The 17,784-nt window shown below is 37.8% G+C and carries 15 protein-coding genes; 8 read left to right on the top strand and 7 right to left on the bottom strand.

Annotation, left to right across the window (positions count from 1 at the left end):
* Positions 1-254: 254 nt before the first annotated feature.
* The gene (locus A5866_RS12415; protein WP_086445225.1) at positions 255-1,076 is read left to right on the top strand and encodes an endonuclease/exonuclease/phosphatase family protein; all 822 of its coding nucleotides are present in this window, start codon (positions 255-257) and stop codon (positions 1,074-1,076) included.
* A 101-nt stretch (positions 1,077-1,177) separates the two neighbouring features.
* A complete protein-coding gene (locus tag A5866_RS12410) occupies positions 1,178-1,813 on the top strand; it encodes an NAD(P)-dependent oxidoreductase (protein WP_086279651.1) in 636 nt (211 codons plus the stop codon).
* A gap of 36 nt (positions 1,814-1,849) precedes the next feature.
* On the opposite strand, the gene A5866_RS12405 is transcribed toward A5866_RS12410, so the two are convergent.
* The 3 genes from A5866_RS12405 to A5866_RS12395 all read right to left on the bottom strand — a co-directional run bounded on the left by A5866_RS12405 (position 1,850) and on the right by A5866_RS12395 (position 5,525).
* The gene (locus tag A5866_RS12405) at positions 1,850-2,689 is read right to left on the bottom strand and encodes a sugar ABC transporter permease (protein ID WP_086277318.1); all 840 of its coding nucleotides are present in this window, start codon (positions 2,687-2,689) and stop codon (positions 1,850-1,852) included.
* A gap of 8 nt (positions 2,690-2,697) precedes the next feature.
* Positions 2,698-4,053, bottom strand: a complete 1,356-nt coding sequence (locus A5866_RS12400; RefSeq protein ID WP_086277319.1) for a carbohydrate ABC transporter permease — start codon at positions 4,051-4,053, stop codon at positions 2,698-2,700.
* A gap of 236 nt (positions 4,054-4,289) precedes the next feature.
* A complete protein-coding gene (locus tag A5866_RS12395; RefSeq protein WP_086277321.1) occupies positions 4,290-5,525 on the bottom strand; it encodes an extracellular solute-binding protein in 1,236 nt (411 codons plus the stop codon).
* A 372-nt stretch (positions 5,526-5,897) separates the two neighbouring features.
* Between A5866_RS12395 and A5866_RS12390 the strand changes: the two genes are divergently transcribed.
* The 3 genes from A5866_RS12390 to A5866_RS12380 are packed head-to-tail and all read left to right on the top strand — an operon-like array spanning position 5,898 to position 11,002.
* Positions 5,898-7,763: a glycoside hydrolase family 13 protein gene (locus tag A5866_RS12390; RefSeq protein ID WP_086445226.1), complete on the top strand. Its 1,866-nt coding sequence runs from the start codon at positions 5,898-5,900 to the stop codon at positions 7,761-7,763.
* The gene (locus A5866_RS12385; RefSeq protein ID WP_086445227.1) at positions 7,684-9,336 is read left to right on the top strand and encodes a glycoside hydrolase family 13 protein; all 1,653 of its coding nucleotides are present in this window, start codon (positions 7,684-7,686) and stop codon (positions 9,334-9,336) included. Before A5866_RS12390 ends, A5866_RS12385 begins: the two co-directional genes overlap by 80 nt.
* The gene (locus A5866_RS12380; RefSeq protein WP_086445228.1) at positions 9,329-11,002 is read left to right on the top strand and encodes a glycoside hydrolase family 13 protein; all 1,674 of its coding nucleotides are present in this window, start codon (positions 9,329-9,331) and stop codon (positions 11,000-11,002) included. Before A5866_RS12385 ends, A5866_RS12380 begins: the two co-directional genes overlap by 8 nt.
* Before the next feature lie 73 nt (positions 11,003-11,075).
* Here the strand turns inward: A5866_RS12380 and A5866_RS12375 are convergent, their stop codons facing one another.
* Together A5866_RS12375 and A5866_RS12370 are read right to left on the bottom strand one after the other, a co-directional pair.
* Entirely contained in the window at positions 11,076-11,696 is a 621-nt protein-coding gene (locus A5866_RS12375; protein WP_086277330.1) for a GyrI-like domain-containing protein, read from the bottom strand.
* Complete coding sequence (locus A5866_RS12370; RefSeq protein ID WP_086445229.1) at positions 11,686-12,507, bottom strand: MerR family transcriptional regulator; 822 nt, start codon at positions 12,505-12,507, stop codon at positions 11,686-11,688. Before A5866_RS12370 ends, A5866_RS12375 begins: the two co-directional genes overlap by 11 nt.
* Before the next feature lie 191 nt (positions 12,508-12,698).
* Here A5866_RS12370 and A5866_RS12365 point away from each other — a divergent pair, with 191 nt between their 5' ends.
* Positions 12,699-13,127 carry a MerR family transcriptional regulator gene (locus A5866_RS12365; protein ID WP_086445230.1) on the top strand — a complete coding sequence of 143 codons (429 nt, stop codon included), beginning with the start codon at positions 12,699-12,701 and terminating at the stop codon, positions 13,125-13,127.
* Positions 13,124-13,474, top strand: a complete 351-nt coding sequence (locus tag A5866_RS12360) for a DUF4260 domain-containing protein (protein WP_086445231.1) — start codon at positions 13,124-13,126, stop codon at positions 13,472-13,474. Before A5866_RS12365 ends, A5866_RS12360 begins: the two co-directional genes overlap by 4 nt.
* A 109-nt stretch (positions 13,475-13,583) precedes the next feature.
* Here the strand turns inward: A5866_RS12360 and A5866_RS12355 are convergent, their stop codons facing one another.
* Positions 13,584-15,062 (bottom strand): lytic polysaccharide monooxygenase, encoded by a 1,479-nt coding sequence (locus tag A5866_RS12355; protein ID WP_086445232.1) that lies wholly within the window; start codon positions 15,060-15,062, stop codon positions 13,584-13,586.
* Positions 15,063-15,451: 389 nt separating this feature from the next.
* On the opposite strand from A5866_RS12355, the gene A5866_RS12350 reads away from it, so the two are divergent.
* The gene (locus tag A5866_RS12350) at positions 15,452-16,915 is read left to right on the top strand and encodes a helix-turn-helix domain-containing protein (protein ID WP_086277340.1); all 1,464 of its coding nucleotides are present in this window, start codon (positions 15,452-15,454) and stop codon (positions 16,913-16,915) included.
* A 109-nt stretch (positions 16,916-17,024) separates the two neighbouring features.
* Here A5866_RS12350 and A5866_RS12345 read toward each other — a convergent pair whose 3' ends face one another.
* Positions 17,025-17,780 (bottom strand): MurR/RpiR family transcriptional regulator, encoded by a 756-nt coding sequence (locus A5866_RS12345; RefSeq protein WP_086277342.1) that lies wholly within the window; start codon positions 17,778-17,780, stop codon positions 17,025-17,027.
* Positions 17,781-17,784: the final 4 nt, after the last annotated feature.

Here is a 17,784-nt window from a genome sequence, read left to right as displayed (position 1 = left end):
GCCAAGAATCACAGTGAGTTTATGAACTGATGATGATTGGTACCTACCTGGTGTTTTTCAAATTTTTGTGAATTCCGGTTTATTTCCGAAGCCTTCAAATCTTAGTGCTTTAGCACTTAGAATTTGATGTGATCGAAGCGTAGCGTAGTGATTGCTTCTGCTCCCACCGTTTATCCGTATTCCAGGCGGGATATAGCTCGCAGAGTTATGTCTTAGGCACGACCTTGTTTTTATAATCACAGGAGGAAATAACTATGAACATACTAACGTTGAATACTCACAGCTGGTTAGAAGAACAGCCCTTAGAAAAATTACAACAATTAGCCGATCAAATCATCAAAGCAGACTATGAGGTGATTGCCTTACAAGAAGTCAACCAACGCATGGACAGTTTACCGGCCATTTCAACCCATAATTTCCATCCAACTGAAAAGCAACAGCCGATCCACGAAGATAACTTCGCTCATTTATTAGTACAACGATTACAGGAACAAGGACACGACTACCACTGGAGTTGGGCCTATAATCACATTGGTTACTCAATTTATCATGAAGGGGTCGCACTACTTTCAAAGCAGCCAATCATCCCTGAAATAGTCCTCGTTTCTGACACCACAGATCCAAATGACTACCGCACAAGAGTTATCCTGATTGGTCAAACAAAACTAGCTGAGCAATCAATCACTGCAGTTTGTTGTCATTATTCTTGGTGGTTAGAAACGGGCGGTTTTAAACATGAATGGCAGAAAACCGAACGCGCCTTACAACATCACACGGCACCGTTGTTGCTTATGGGAGACTTTAACAATCCCCCATCACTTGCCAAAACTGGTTATGATCTGGTACTAAACAGTCCGTTACAGTTGCAAGATAGCTTTTTAGCTGCAGCAGAAAAATTAGGTGAACATACTGTTGAAAAGGCCATTGATGGTTGGGGCGCAAATCAGGAGAAATTGCGTATAGACTATATTTTCACTTCCCCAGAATTAGCGATTACCGATTATCAGATCCTCTTTGATGGGAAACAGACACCTGTTGTTAGCGATCATTTCGGTGTCGCAGTAACGATTAAATAAAAAGAAACAGTATGCTAGGTGCTTCAGCGTACTGTTTCTTTTTATCCTTCGGAAAATAATGCTAAACTAACTATATTACATAGCGAAAGCAGGTGAACACGATAAATATAACTATTTTCGGTGGAAGTGGTTTTATTGGGCAAAAACTGATTGAAGAACTGACCAACAGAGGACATGACCTAACCAGCATTTCACGTCATGGAAAACCAACTGATTTATCAAGTTCTTGGTCTGAAAAAGTCCATTGGGTTCGTTCAGATATCCTAAACGATACCAATTGGCACAAAGCTATCCAACAAGCTGATTGGGTCATCGACACTATCGGAATTCTTTTTGAGCATCCTCGTAAAGGAATTACCTATGATCGCTTTATTCTATCGCCGGTCCAACTAATTCTGGATTATTTAAGCACGCATAATCCGACAGCACATTTCCTATTTATATCTGCCAATAGCGCCCCATTCCCTTTAAGAAATTATATGAATGCTAAACTGCAAGCTGAACAACTGATCAAAGCAAGCAGCCTACAATATGTGATTATTTACCCTAGTTTAGTTGTGGATAAAAAGCGTTATTTTTCTGTTATTAGTGCCTTTGGGATCAACCTGCTTAAAGCAATACCTGGAATTAGAAAACTCGTTCATGGATATGAACCTATTTCAAGAGAAACATTAGCTGCGGAGATTGCTAATGTGATTGAAGGTGAAACTTCTGCTTATACTCAAAGACAGACATAAAAAAAGCATCTCCATCTGGGAATGCTTTTCTCCTTTTTATCCCTTCACAGAACCACTGGTAATTCCTTCAACATAATATTTCTGCATAAAGATAAACAGTAACGTAATCGGCACTGCGATCAAAACACAGCCTGCTGTAAACGCCATAAAGTATTGATCGATTTTATCCTTGGTTTGCATCGTAAACAAACCAATCGCAACTGTATATTTATTGACGTTATCGCCTAAAATGATTTTTGCAAAAATGAAATCCATCCATGGCGCCATAAAGGCCATCAATGCTGTATACACAATGATCGGTTTACTTAATGGTAATGTGATTTTTGTAAAAATCTCAAACTTGCTTGCACCATCGATCATAGCTGATTCATCTAATGCCATCGGAATCGTATCGAAAAAGCCTTTTGCAATATAAAAGCCTAAAGCCGCTCCAGAGGAATACACTAAAATCAAGGCCAATAAACTACCAGTTAAATTCATCGCTTTTAAAATATAGTAAACAGCGATCATACTCATAAATCCAGGAAACATATTCAACACTAAAGCTAGCTTTAAAAAGGGTTTACGCGCCCGAAACCTTAAACGGCTTAAAGAATATGCCATGGCAATCGTGATCAATGTTGATAAAATACAACTGCAAATCGCTACAAACAACGTGTTTAAAAACCATTGAACAAACGGATAAGTCGAGCTTGTCAGCAACATTTTATAATTTTCAAAGGTAAACTGTTTAGGTATAAAATACGTCACAAAGGCTCCGCCTTCACTTCTAAAACTAGTCAAAACAATCCAAACGATTGGAAAGATCCAGACAATCGATAAAATCGTCAATAATGTATAATGTAGGACTAAATGGTTTCTTTTTTTCGATTTCATAAGCTTGTTTACGCTCCTTCCGTTTTAAATGAACTGCTTCGTGTATAAGCAAATAAAGAGAAGACAGCTGAAAGTACAAAGATAATGATCCCGATTACCGATGCAAGATTATAATCGGCGGCTGTTACGGTTAATTTATACAACCACGTTACTAGCAAATCGGTCTCACCAGCAGAATGAAAATTACTATTCGCTGGTTGTCCGCCAGTTAACAAGAAAATCACATTGAAATTATTGATGTTCCCAATAAACTGTTGAATCAAACTAGGTGCCATGACAAACAAGATTTGCGGGAACGTGATATTTCTAAAGATTTGAAACTTATTAGCGCCATCAATTTCGGCTGCTTCGATTTGATCGGTCGGCAAATTAGTAATGATCCCTGTCGCGACTAACATCGTGACCGGAATCCCAACCCACATATTAACGAAGATAACCGTAACTTTGGCTAATAAAGCATCTGTCAAAAACGGAATCGGCTGATCGATCAAGCCCCAATTTTGAAGCATTGCATTCACTGGTCCTGAACCATTGAATAAGTTTGCCATCAACAATAAGCTGACAAATTGCGGTACCGCCATCGTGATCACAAAAATCGTCCTCCAGACTTTTTTTCCCTTGACCCCTTTAGCATTAATCAATAACGCCAACAGAATACCGAAGAAAAAAGTGGTTGCCGTTGCTAAAACGGCCCAAACCAATGTCCAAGTAAGCACCGGGAAAAAGGTCCCCGCAATATCTCCTGTAATCACATTGCTGAAATTAGCAAAACCGACCCAATGAAATAAATTTTTAGGCGGCAAATGATTATGATCATAACTCGTAAACGCAATCGAAATCATATACAACAGTGGCAAGATCGTAAAGGCTAATACCCCTAGCAACGGAATGCTCATCAACGTAATATAGAATTTTTCATTCAACAAACTATTTAGATCTTCCTTCAGCGTCGGCAAAGCTTGCCCCGCTTGCTTCAAGGTAAAAATTTTACGGGCACTTCTCAGATTGACGATGTAAAGAAAAATAAAGAGTAAAATCAAAATAATTGCAGCGATCCCAAATAATAACAGCAACATCGAATTGTCTCCCGGCTGTTGTACCTCGATCCCTAACGACTCATCCATGACCCAACCTTGCGCTTTGGTTCCCAATGATTGCAGCATTGACAATGCATGAAAGCCATTCACGACGAGCCACGCCACAAACCCGATTTGCAGTGCTAAAAATGCCAACCCTTTGATGATTTGTCCATTCAAAATATTGGCTGTTCCCATAAAAATATACGAAAGCTTGATCGGTGTATCGCCTTTTTTAAACAACTCTCTAAACGTGAGCTGACCTTCCGACTTTGACTTTAGTTTCATAGCATTTCACTTCCTGTTCTTCTTTGAAATCAAGAGGCTGAGACCAAAGCGTTTAACTCCGAGAAATAAGAGGAAATTCACGAAAATCGCTCTTTCAAATTTTGGTGAATTTCAGCTTATTTCCGAAGGAGCTGCTTTTTTCTCGCCGTTTATTCAGATTTAGCGAGGAAAATAAAACTGACCTTTAATTTTGTTCTATTCTACTCAGCCGCTATTTCCACTATAATTTCTAACGTTTATTTATCTGATTTACTGGTATCTTTCACTAATTTATCTAATTTTGGCAAGTATTGATCTTCCGCAATTTTGCCGTTATACGTATCATTGATCACTGCTTCCACAGGTCCCCAGAAGGTAACCATTGCTGGAAGTTTCGGCATTACTACTGAATGGTCTGCATCACTCATCGTCATTACAGCTTCAGCTACTTTATCAGAGGTCACTTTACCATCTGTTTGCGCCTCTTTATTGGCTGGCACTGTACCATTTTTTTCAAAAACGGTTAATTGATTTTCTTTATTCGTTAAGAAATCAGCTAAGGCCATTGCAGCTACAGGACTTTTCGTTGAAGCGTTGACGCCAAATAATTTAACTCCTAAAAAGGCTTTTTGCTGTACTGCACCATTACCTAAATCAACCGTTGGATAAGGCGCAACTGCAAAGTTATCACCCAAAGCTTTTTCTACATCCAATTTAGACCACGGACCAGATAAATAAGCATCGATTTTACCATTTCCTAAGTTAGAAAGCGCGTCAGCATTTGATTGCACCACACCAGAATTGTCTTTTTGTGAGCGAATCCATTTTAAGACTTGTACACCTTGATCGTTGTTGAAGTTCGTGCCGTTGATATCTTCGCCATCTTTACCATATAACTCATCCCCGTTTGACATAAATAACGGAGTGAAAATATAGTTGGCGCCAGCTTCACCAAAGTTCGCACCTAATTTGCCTTTTGATGTTAATGTTTCCCAACTTTTCACATCATCTTCCGCTAATTTTCCTTTGTTATAGTATAAAATTTGTGATTCCACACCATAAGGATAACCGTATAACTTCCCATCATAAGTCGCTGCTGCGACTGCACTTTCAGTACTATTTTCTTTCACGCTATCTTCATATTTTGTATTTGCATAAATAATTCCAGCATCGACCATTTGTCCTAATTGATCATGAGGCATCATAAAAACATCCGCTGCAGCACTAGGATCTTTTTTCAAGTTTTCTTGCGCTGAGGCAGATTCACTCGGCTTGATCGTCACTTTCCAATCTTTATGCTCTTTTTCAAATTGTTCTACTAATGGTTTATACGTATCAACAAACGCTACATCTACCCACAGTTTTATAGAAGCGTTTTCATTTCCGTCAGAAGCTTTTTTATCTGTCGAGCCTCCGCCACACGCTGCTAAAGCAAATCCTGCTGCCGTCATTGTTACTCCTAATGTCAAAAGCTTTTTCATATTTCTTTTCATCTTTTGTTCCTCCCAGGAATTTTTTAATGATCTATTCTCATACATTGTGCAATCGTTTGCGTAAAATGTCAAGAAAAAACTAAAAAAAGCAAAAAAATAATTTTCATTCCCTAATAAATCAGTTAAATAACTCCCCTTCCCTTAAATAGACAAACAGTAATTAAACAACAACGATAATGTTTAAATGTAAAAAAAGTTCTTTAACTAGCAATTCTCGCTATTTTCCTAGTAAATAATGGGTCGACTAAAACAAAATGCAATCGATTGCGAAAAATACATTGAAAACGTTTTTCTTATGTGGCATAATATGGGTGGTTTTTAGAAACGTCTGACTAGAAAAAATACTAAGTCGATTATAGGGGGACAAATTAGATGAATACTGCAGCGATCCATCACCAGCCAGAAAGCGAATTTGCTTATTTATATACATCCGACAAAATGCATATCCGCTTACGAACTGGCAGAGGTGATATCAAAAATGTTGAACTATTGAATGGTGATCCGTATCAACTCGAACATAATGAATGGTTTAATGTAACGATACCAATGGAAAAATACTTATCAACTACTACCCATGATTATTGGACAGTCGAGACATCCGCACCATTCCGACGTCTAAGTTACGCTTTTAAGATCGAAGGTATGGATGGAACGATCCTATTTTATGGTGATCATGGCTTCTTTCCTTATCAAGAAATAACCTTAAAAGCAGCCAATAACTATTTCAAACTCCCTTACTTCCACGAAGCTGACCGCTTTAAAGCACCACAGTGGGTAAAGGAAACCATTTGGTATCAAATTTTCCCTGAACGATTTGCCAATGGGGATCCGACTAATGATCCAGCAGGTACACTCGCTTGGGGCAGCAAAGAACATCCTGGACGTGAAGACTTTTTCGGTGGTGATTTGCAAGGTGTCCTAGACCATCTGGAACACTTGACAGACCTTGGCATCAACGGTATCTATTTTTGTCCGATTTTCCAAGCCGCTAGCAATCATAAGTATGATACAATCGATTATTTTGAGATCGATTCAGCTTTCGGAGATAAGGAACTATTTAAAAAAGTCGTTGCAGAGTGTCACAAACGTGGAATTCGCGTGATGCTAGATGCTGTTTTCAATCACATGGGGGATTTTTCACCTCAATGGCAAGACGTCATCAAACATGGTGAAAATTCAGCTTATGCTAACTGGTTCCATATCCATCAATTCCCAGTTACTTACACACCAACCGCTAATTTTGAATTTTCCGATGATATTTCGTACGATACTTTCGCCTTCACTCCACATATGCCGAAATTAAATACAGCAAATAAAGAAGTGCAAGCGTATCTATTAGACATTGCTCGTTACTGGATCACAGAGTTTGATATCGATGCATGGCGCCTAGATGTCGCTAACGAAGTAGATCATCGCTTTTGGCGTAAGTTTCATGATATCTGTACAGAAGCCAAACCAGATATTTATATTTTAGGGGAAATTTGGCATTCTTCCCAAGCTTGGCTTCAGGGGGATGAATTTCACGCTGTTATGAACTACGCCTTTACAGATGCTATTCTTTCTTATTTTGTCTACCAAACCATCCCTTTAAGTAAAATGGTATCTGAATTAAACCATCAACTGATGCTTTATCGTGAACAAACCAACCAAATTATGTTCAATGTGTTGGATTCCCACGATACACCACGTTTGTTGACAATCGCTCAGAATAACAAGGAGCTAATGAAACAAGTTCTGGCATTCACCTACCTACAAAAGGGCGTTCCTTGTCTTTATTACGGTGATGAATATGCTATGGACGGGGCAGGCGATCCTGATTGTCGTAAATGCATGGTTTGGGAAGATAAACAACAAGATTTAGAGATGTATGAATTCGTTAAAGCTTTGATCGCCTTTAGAAAAGCACATCAACCGATTTTATCCGAAGGGAAGTTACGTTGGCTAGAAACCAATGAAAAAACTGGGCTTATTGATTTCGCTTACGAATATGAAGGAAAAATGCTTCATGGCATTTTCAATACAGGACAGGCGCCTATTTACTTGGAAAAGGAACATATTCTATTTTCAACACAAATGCACTCATTAGATAAAAATATTATTGAACTTGCACCATACGGCTTTGCCGTATCACTAGACAACATAGAAAGGACTGAACAAAATGACACATCAGGGAACAAACACTCATTGGTGGCAGGAAGCCGTCGTTTATCAAGTTTATCCACGAAGTTTTCAAGATAGTAACGGTGATGGGATCGGTGATTTAGCTGGTATCATCCAACGGTTGGACTATTTGAAAAAACTAGGAATCAGCGCCATCTGGCTGAGCCCTGTTTACCGTTCACCAAACGATGATAACGGCTATGATATTAGTGATTACGAACAAATCATGACCGAATTCGGCACAATGGCTGACATGGATCACTTGATCCAAGCAGCTCAGCAAAGAGACATCAAGATCATTATGGATCTCGTAGTCAACCATACTAGTGATGAACATCCTTGGTTTATCGAATCGCGTACATCAAAAGAAAACCCCTACCGTGATTTCTATGTTTGGCGAGAGGGGCATGACGGAAATGCGCCTAATGACTTAGAGTCAACATTTTTAGGTTCTGCTTGGCAGTTAGACGAGTCCAGTAGTGAATATTATCTGCATTTATTTAGCCAAAAGCAACCAGATTTGAATTGGGAAAACCCTGATGTACGCACAGCGATCTACGATATGATGAACTTTTGGATCGACAAAGGAATCGGCGGCTTCCGGATGGATGTGATTGATCTTGTTGGCAAGATACCTGATGAAAAAATCACCGGTAATGGTCCAAAACTACATGACTATTTACACGAAATGAATACCAAAACATTCGGCGACAAAGACTTATTAACCGTTGGTGAAACATGGGGCGCAACACCTGAAATTGCTAAATTATATTCGGATCCCAAACGAAATGAACTTTCAATGGTCTTCCAGTTTGAGCATGTCGGATTAGATGAAGAACCTGGCAAAAGCAAATGGGATCTACGTCCATTACAAATTGCCGAGCTAAAGAAAGTTTTCTCCAAATGGCAAACAGAACTTGGGGATCAGGGCTGGAATTCTTTATTCTGGAATAATCACGACCTACCTCGCATCGTATCAAGATGGGGCAATGACAGCACGTATCGTGTCCAAAGCGCTAAAATGTTGGCGATTTTATTGCACATGTTAAAAGGAACTCCTTATATTTATCAAGGCGAAGAAATCGGGATGACCAACCGCATCATTCACGATATTGCAGAAGTGGAAGATATCGAGAGTAAAAATATGTATGCGGATCGAATCGAAAAAGGCTATCCAGAAGAAGCAATTTTGGCATCGATCAACGCCAAAGGACGAGATAACGCTCGCACCCCTATGCAATGGAACGATACAGTAAACGCCGGCTTCACAACAGGTACACCTTGGATCGATGTTAACCAAAACTATCATGAAATCAACGTTGAACAAGCTTTAGCTGATAAAGAGTCGATCTTTTATACCTATCAAAAACTGATTGAATTACGTAAAACGCATCCACTGATCGTTTGGGGCAGCTTTGAATTACTAGAAGATACCGCAACTGATATTTTTGCTTACTATCGTCACTACCAAGGAAACAGTTGGCTGATTGTTTGTAATTTTTCAGACCAAGAACAAGTATTTTCACTAGATAAACCAGTCGAAAAAACAATTATTGCCAATACTGAAAAAGAGTACCGCAACCTTTTAGACAGAACTTTGGCACCTTATGAAGCCTTTGTGGTCGAACTCGGAGGAAAAAAGCATGCCTAATTCAGCTACTCAAACAAAACAAATCAGTATAGTAGAAAAAAACAGCTGGTGGAAAAATGCCGTTGGCTATCAAATTTATCCACGTAGTTTTAAAGACAGCAATCACGATGGGATCGGCGATCTTAACGGGATTCGAGAAAAGCTTTCCTATTTAAAAGAGTTGGGTATTGATTTCATTTGGATCAACCCGATTTACGCTTCACCAAATATTGATAACGGCTATGATATTTCTGATTACCAAGCAATCCACGAAGATTTCGGTACAATGGAGGACTTTCAAGCATTACTGAAGGAAGCTCACCGTTTGGATTTAAAGATCATCATGGATTTGGTGGTCAACCATACGAGTGATCAGCATCCTTGGTTTTTAGAGTCAAAGAAATCACTAGATAACTCTTATCGGGATTATTACCACTGGACAGATGCTGCCAAGGACTGCCCACCCAATAATTGGCAATCCTTTTTTGGCGGCTCCACCTGGACATACGATGAAACAACGAAACAATCGTATTTTCACGTTTTCGCTAAAGAACAACCCGATCTAAATTGGACAAATCCAAAAGTTCGCCACGATATTTATCAGATGATTCGCTGGTGGCTTGATCTTGGCATTGACGGTTTTCGTATTGATGCGATCAGCCATATCCAAAAAGAACCTTGGGACTTTAACATTACAGATAATCAATGGGCACCATTTATGAATGTCTCGGGCATTGAAGTTTATTTACAGGAATTAAAAGCGATTTTCGATGAATACAAGGTTATGACGGTCGGGGAAGCAAGCGGAGTGCCTCACCATGAGGCGGCTGACTGGACGGGTGATAACGGGTATTTCAACATGATTTTTGAATTGGAACACTGCGAGCGAATTGGCGAACCCGGGTATCAAAAAGGGTCTATTTCACATTTAAAAAATTCCCTAAACCAATGGCAAACAAGTCTTGCTGATCATGGTTGGAATGCTCTATACTTGGAAAATCATGATACACCTCGCAGTGTCTCAGTTTACGGTGATGATTCTCCTGATGCCGCTAAAGCGCTGGCTACGGTTTTACTTTTGTTAAAAGGAACACCGTTCATCTATCAAGGCCAGGAATTGGGTATGACAAATTATCCCTTCACTTCGATCGAGGAAATCGATGGAGCAGATACGATTCATTTTTATCAAACATTATTGGCTCAAGGGACTAAAAGCGAGGACGCTTTGGCGATTGCAGTGAATTGGTCTAGAGATCATAGCCGCACGCCATTTCAATGGGAGGATACGATACATGGCGGCTTTTCAACCGCCACTCCTTGGCTGCAAGTTAACGAAAATTACCGTATGATTAACGCAACGCAAAAAGAGCTTGAAAGCAGCAGTATTTTCCACCATTATCAAGAGCTGATTCGTTTAAGAAAAGAAACCACCGCGCTCATTCACGGTAAATTCGAATTACTATTGCCTGAACACCCAACTGTTTTTAGTTATACACGTACAACTGAGACCGAACAATGGCTCATTTTAGTTCAGCTGGCTCGCGAACAGACAACTGTTTCATTACCAGATACTTTGGATTGTTCTACTTGGGAAGAAGTATTAGCACCAACTAAAACGCAGCCCTTAACAAAACGAATGCTTCTTTCTGATTATGAAGCCCATGTTTACAAAAAAATACTTAACTAAAAAAGCGAATGAGCGGTGTCTGGGATATAACTCGCAGAATTATATCCCAGACACCGCTCATTCGTTTTATCATTTACTCAACAAAATACCGCAAAACTGTCTTCATTTTTTCTGGCACCACTTTTCTAGGGTCAGACAGATAGATTTCTCTATGGGCAAATGTCGTTCTATGCAACTGATGTTCCTCACAATATTGTCCCATTATTTCAAAGGTCTTCGCTTCGTCATCATATGAACCTAGATGCAGCATTTGAAGAGATTTACCATCTTCGATCCGTTCAAATGTTATGTTTTGATTATTTGGGTTCGGTTTCTTTTTAGACACTTCTTCTAAATTGGCTAACGCTAGTGCTTCGGTTACAAAGTCTGGTTGCCGAATCATGATCTTGTAGACTAAATCAGTTTTGTTGAAGCCTCTCTCCTCCGCTACTGTTTCATCAGATAATGTCCAAATCCCTTCCATAGGATAAACCGTATATTCAAACGGTTCTTTACCAGCCAAACCTTTTTTCGATAACATTCTAATACCGTAAGACATGGCATACAAGGCCGAGACTTCTTGCGAAAACTGTTCTCCATTAGGATCGCCTGCTCCAGATAACGTGTAAAATTTTTGTTCTGGCACTATGATTTCCGTCGGTTTTGCTTTAGGTAAATACAGTTCTTTCTCTTGCTTTCTCCACTCAAATTTCATTGTTACTTCCTCCAGAATAGTTTATAGGTAAAAAGATTTCCGTGATATATTTTGCCTGATTCCCTTTGAACTTCTTGCCACTTCCCTTAATAAAGGTGCTGATAAACGAAAAATTTGTTTGCAGCCGATTCTGTTCTGCATAATCGATCAACACTTTATACGCCTTTACAATCTCCTGGTAATAACCATAATGAAGTGTTTGAATCCCCGTCATTTCAGGGGAAATTTCATTTTTAACCTCTTTACTTTCAATCATGCGACTAACGGGAATGCCAATTTCATACTGTATCTTTTCATTCAATAATTCTTGTTGACAAGTAAACAACTCACCGCTAACAGCTCCTTTGGCTGCTTCATATAAGCAATTCACTTCCGGTCCCATTTCATCAAACGGGCAAGTACAAGTCCTAGTGATCACACGTTGCGTTGGTTTGGTTCGTGTTTTAACGACGTACTCTTGTTCACAAGTACCTGTTTCACTTAGTGTAATCATTTGATCGATTTTTTTCATCAATCGCTCTTTTTCATGAATTTCTTCTAAAATAAATGCCTTTTTTTCAATTAAATAATAGGCTAAATCCGCTTCTTCTTCAAGCCCATACAAGACTTCTTTGATTTCTGAGATCGAAAAGTCGCTATTTCTTAATAACGTCAGCTGGTTTGCTCGTTTAAAATCTGTTTCATCATAGTAATGATAACCGTTCTCTTGATCTCTTAATGACGGAATCAACAATCTTTCTCGATCATAATAACGCAGTGTGGACTTAGGAATAGCGGTCATTTTGAAAAACTCATTGATTTTGTATCGCATTTGTTCACCACCTTTTTTATAGTATAAAGCTTATACCGCGCTTGAAAGTCAAGTATTATTCAAATCATTTTCTATCCTCGAGAACGGTTTTAAATCACTTTTTTCATTTTGTTCATGCCTCAACCTTCAACTTCCTTCTTGACCTTGGAGCTATATCCAATGTTACACTAACGATACAGGAGGAAAGAACAATGAAAATAACTGCATTTGCCCAACAATTTAATCTATCAACTGATGCGATCCGCTTTTATGAGCGCTCCGGTTTGCTACAACCCAAGCGACAAACAAATGGGTATCGTGAATTTACGGAAACTGACCAACAAGATTTAAAAATTATCTTAGCGTTAAAAGAGCTGAATTTTTCCATAAAAGAAATCAACTACTTGTTAGAGTTAAAAAGGCAGCCGATTTCTACTCAATGCAACGATGAGTCTACTGACTTTTTAACAGATAAAATCAACTATATCAAACAAAAGATCTCTTTTTACGAAGTGTCTTACAAGTTATTATTAAAACTAAAAGCTACGATCCAAGATAATAACTACGTAGAAAATCAAGCGGAGTTATTCGCTTTGATCGATCAACTATCTAACCATGGAATAAAGGAGCTCTCATTATGACAAATAAAATAATTTTACAACTAGAAAATGGGGCTCTCTTTATTTTAGCACTAGCACTGTATATCCATTTTGGTTTTTCAATTCTTTACTTCTTTCTTTTTCTTCTATTACCAGATGTTACTATGGTAGGCTACTTAAAAAATCCAGCTGTTGGTGCTAAAATTTATAATTTAGGTCATAATCTAGTTTTCCCAGTCTTACTTAGTTTTATGTATCTCTTTACCCACACGGCTCTTTTATTAGCCATTTCTATCATTTGGTTCGCACATATTTTTATGGATCGAACAATGGGATATGGACTTAAATATTCAGATGCATTTAAACATACACATATTCAAAATCTGTAAAAAGAAGCACTGGAGAAGATGCATAACATCAGATCCAGTGCTTCTTTTTTGTTCTATGTCGTTGGTACTCTGTATTCCTTACTATGTCATTTAGGAAGTTTAAAATAGATTAAATCAATTCCCAAACGTTTGAAGTTGTCGGCTCGTTTCCTTGTGTCCACCATTTTGCTTTGTATGTTTCTCCTTGGAAAATTACTGTATCGCCGCCGCTATAAGCTTTGCTTGTTTCCCAGTTGACTGCTTTATTTGAAAGAAGTTTCCAAACGTCTGATTGATCTGGACGTTCACCCCTTGTCCACCATCTTGCTTCATACTCTAAATCGTTGAAGATTACTTTATCACCATAGTTATAAATCTTGTCCGCTTCCCATGTTGATTGACCACTTGGCGCTTCTTTGGTCTTCACAGAAAACACCGCACTCGTTTCTGAAACGTTTCCGCCAATGCTGATTGCTTTTACTGTATAGTTGTATGTTGTATCAGCTTTTAAGCCTGTATCTTTGAAGCTTGTCTTTTCAGTTGTCGCAACTTTTTTACCATCACGGTATACTTCATAGTTTTTAACACCTAAGAAGTGAGTTGATTTTGTCCACATTAAATCTACTGTGTTTTCAGTTGTTCCCATTGAGTGAACGTTTGTTGGTGCTGTTGGTTTTTGATTATCTTCTACAGCGGATGATTGTGTTGTTGCTTTTGCTGCTGCGCTCTTTTCAGAGACTTTACCGTTTGTTCCAACTGCTTCTACTTGATAAGAATACGTTGTGTTTTCAGTTAAATTAGCATCGTTGAATTGAGTCCCTCCAACGGTTGCAACTTTTTTGTCATCGCGATATACATTGTATTCTTTGGCATTTGAAACTGTACCCCATGTTAATTTAAGTGAAGAAGTTGTGATATCTGTTGCTTTTACATTTGTTGGTTTAGCTGGTGCTTCCTCAACTGGAGGAGTGATTTCTCCGCCACCCCTTACATTGACATCGATCACATTATAAAAGGCATTTGTTGTATCTGCAACATCCCAAACAGCTAAAATCACGTGGTAACCAGAACGGTTTTCCGGAACTGTAATTTGATGTGATTTATTATTTGAAGCCGGTGAACCATCATGTTTCACTTCACCAAGAAAATCAAAATCAGCTCTCGATAATGGTTTATCTGGATTCCAACCAACTTTTGTCATATAGTAGTGCCATTTAGTCGTACTATGAGGCGCTGTATAATGCCATGTAAATGTATTCACGCCAGTATTGATATCTTGTTTCGTCCAACGGTTTGCCCCTGTGCTATCCATTACAGAGTCAGTGATTTGACCTTTACCACCATCTGCTGATGCAATACGGCCATCTGCTGGTCCTGCTTGCGGGAACCCTTTATCAAATTCTAGAGACTGCGGATTTGTAATAACCATTCCGTATTTCTCCATAGCTGCTGACCAGCCTAAAGTATTTTTATCTAATGAACCTTGGTATCCACGAGCTGCTGGTTTTTCTACATATCCGTGAGCATTTGCAACATCAGCATTCAACAGACCTGCCCCACCTAAAATAATTGTTGACATTAATACTAACCCTAGTAATTTTTTCTTCATAACTTTCCTCCGTCTATCGTTTTGCCTTCAACTGGCTTAACATTAGTTTAAACGTTATGTAAGAAAAAAAAGGGTCATTTATGATCAAAAAATAGCAATACTTGATCGAATTTGATTTTCACATGAAAATAATATTAATTTTTAAACAATTTTAGATAAATATTACAAATGTTATCAAAATAACCTGCCTTAAAAGGTCATATTTTTCTATTAAAAAGAAAATTTTGACCTATACAATTTAACTTATTTTAAAAAAACATCTATTATCATCTAAGGTCATCTAGACAAACCAGCCTGTTTCAAGTTAAAATAGAAACGTCTTGAAATTCTTTTCATTATAATATGAATAAATATAAAAAAATAACATAAATAAAGAAAGTGTTGATAGCATGAAAGAAATCCTCTCCTCACGATCCAAACGCCAATTAGAGCTAATGGAACTGTTAGCTGATAATGAATGGGTCACTTTTTCAGCAGCATCAGAAATCTTAAGCGTACCTGTCAAAACATTAAAATCAGATATTATCGAATTAGAAGTATTACTCGCACCTACTACGATCGAGTCTTCTAAAAAATACGGGATCCGTCTTGCTGCAAATTTTGATTTTTGTAAAACAAGTATTTATCAGAAGTTCATTAAAAATAGTGTGGAATTTCAGCTTATCGAAAAAATTTTCTTACATAATTTCTCTACAATCATTGATCTAGCAGACAATCTATATACCAGTGTCTCTACAATCAAGCGAATCGTTCTTCGTGTCAACCAGCTCCTTCAGATAGAAGGTTTTACAATCAACTTAAAAAAAATGCAGCTGGTTGGCGATCCACATAGTATTTGTAATTTTATGCAGCACTATTTTTATGAAAAATACGGCGTAGCCGAAAGTCTTTTAACACCGCCACAACTGGTTATTTTAGATCAAGTCGGTCTTCAGATCATTAATCAGGCAATTCCTGATAAATCGTCGTATAATTTAGATTTTTCTTTATTGAATCGCTTGCGCTTTTATACCTATACTGTAATCAATCTTTTAAAGCATAATAGCGAAAACCATCTGCATGATATTCCAGAAAATGAATTCACTATCCTTAGTGATGCCTATGCATGCGATGAGTTTTATAGCCAATTCCATTTACCCTTAAACCAAGTGAACTTAAACGCCTTCTACTATTTATTTTTTAGTGACCAATACATGCCTTCTCTTGATGCAGTACGTGAACTGATAAAAACGGATCGTAATGCCTACTTGAAATACAAAAAAATTGAGGCTCTTCTATTGGAGATTGAAAAAAGAATGGGCTCTAAATGTGCTAATTTTGATACTATCTTTATACGTCTTTATAATTTAGAATGTCAGATCCATGGAAGAACCTACATTTTGCACAACAAAAACAAGGAATTTCTTTCAAGTATAAAAAACTTATATGGACATTTCCCGATGGAATTGCTCCACTCTTTACAAGCGATTTTTTATTCCAGTCCTTATAAAGAATATATGGTCTATGAATCTATTTCAATTCTGTTTACAAATTGGCCAAACTTGTTGGATCGTTTAGAATACTCAACACCAACGCTGAACGCCTGTCTTTTATTTAATTCTGGTTTAGATTATATGAACATGCTTTCTGAGCGAATTAATTATTACCTACGAGGACGTTTTTCTTGTACACCTTTGCATGTGACCTCTTTAGAGGAATTAGAAAAAGCTGCTGCTGAATATGATTGCATCATTACCAATATTCCTGAAATCTATATCAATAATATACCGATTGTTGTGATTCCACTGATCCCCGATGCCAAAAGTTTTGATAAGCTGATGTTGGTTTATGAAGATCATTTTGATAAAAATTAAGTTTTGTCGAGCCTAAACGAAACAGATGTAGAAATGAAGAGCCTGCAACATAACTCAAAAAGTTATATTGCAGGCTCTTCTTTTATTTGGTGTTACTCCTTAATATGCGTTAAAAGCTAGATACTTTGGTTAAGATTTTTTCATAAACAAGAGTACTCATTATATGCAGCATCAATCCAGAACGAGTTTTTTTCTGACTACTGGAACTACCAGTCAGTAGAGAATATGTACTGATCGATTTTAGTTTATTTGCAGACATGCTGGTAAGCGCAATGATTTGGGTGCCATTGCTTTTTGCTTTGATAATAGTCTCATTGATTTCATCTACTTGACCACTTGAAGAAAAAACAACGATCACATCTTGCTCTTTACTGATTTGAGGAATATATTCAATCGAAGTTTTATCTGAATAAACATTCCCCCAAAGATCAAGCAACGTTAGTTTGTGGTTAAACTCAGATGCTGCTTGAAAACTGGACCCCATTCCAACACAAAAAATTCTTCTTGCCTTGATTAGGCAATTACAGATTTGATCGATATTTTTTTCATCAGCTAATTCTAGAGTTGTTATCGTATCTTTTTTTATCCCCTCTAAAACACGCACAAATTCTGATTCTGCTGAACAGTTGTTTTGCTTTGAATCTCTTGCCTGAATAAACGCTTCTTTCATTTCACTAAAGGTGGCGTAATTCAACTTTTTACACGCTCTGATGACTGTCGCATTTGACACATATAGAACATCTTTAATATCTTTTAATTTTAAACTCTCAATATCTTTAACTTTTAAAATAAACTCAACGACTTCCCGTTCGGCTTCTGATAATCGCTCGTAGTTTGAATTGATATCCTTGTAAATATCACTCATAACA

Source organism: Enterococcus sp. 12C11_DIV0727 (genome assembly GCF_002148425.2).
GTDB classification, from domain to species: Bacteria; Bacillota; Bacilli; order Lactobacillales; family Enterococcaceae; genus Enterococcus_L; species Enterococcus_L lemimoniae.
The sequence above is the reverse complement of the archived record's forward strand: the minus strand, read 5'-3'. Positions and strand labels throughout refer to the sequence as shown.